Source organism: Paraburkholderia sp. SIMBA_027, from assembly GCF_046535315.1.
Classification (GTDB): domain Bacteria; phylum Pseudomonadota; class Gammaproteobacteria; order Burkholderiales; family Burkholderiaceae; genus Paraburkholderia; species Paraburkholderia tropica.
Map to the genome: position 1 here is coordinate 1 of NZ_JAWRWY010000154.1, position 393 is coordinate 393.

The window sequence follows — 393 nt, forward strand, 5'->3', positions numbered from 1 at the left end:
GTCGCAAGCGAGCGCTGCATCCGTTCCTCGCCGAGATAGCGGGCGATGGCGGCCTTCAGATCGCCGACGCTGATCCGCGTCTTCCAGCCGCGTGTCGCAAATTGCGAGCGCGACTGCCGCTTGACGAAGATGCCCGCCTGGATGCGCTCCAGCGGCCGGGCATTGCGAGTCATCGAGCCGACTATGAAGAAAGCCGTGTTGACCAGCAGGCTCATCGTCGTTGCGTTGACGAGAGGGTCGGCATCCGGCGCTGTGAACACGGTGGTGCCGGGAAACAGGAAGCCCAGGAAGCCGCTGGCGATATAGGAATAATCGGGCCCGCCGAGCGACGGCAGGAACAGCAGATAGAACCAGATGACGAAGCCGGACGTCAGCCCGAGGATCGCGCCGCGC

The 393-nt window shown here is 64.4% G+C and carries 1 protein-coding gene; it reads right to left on the bottom strand.

Annotated elements, in window-relative coordinates; genetic code table 11:
• Positions 1 to 393: hypothetical protein (locus SB764_RS38560; protein ID WP_410866543.1), on the bottom strand; the 393-nt coding region annotated here is incomplete at both ends.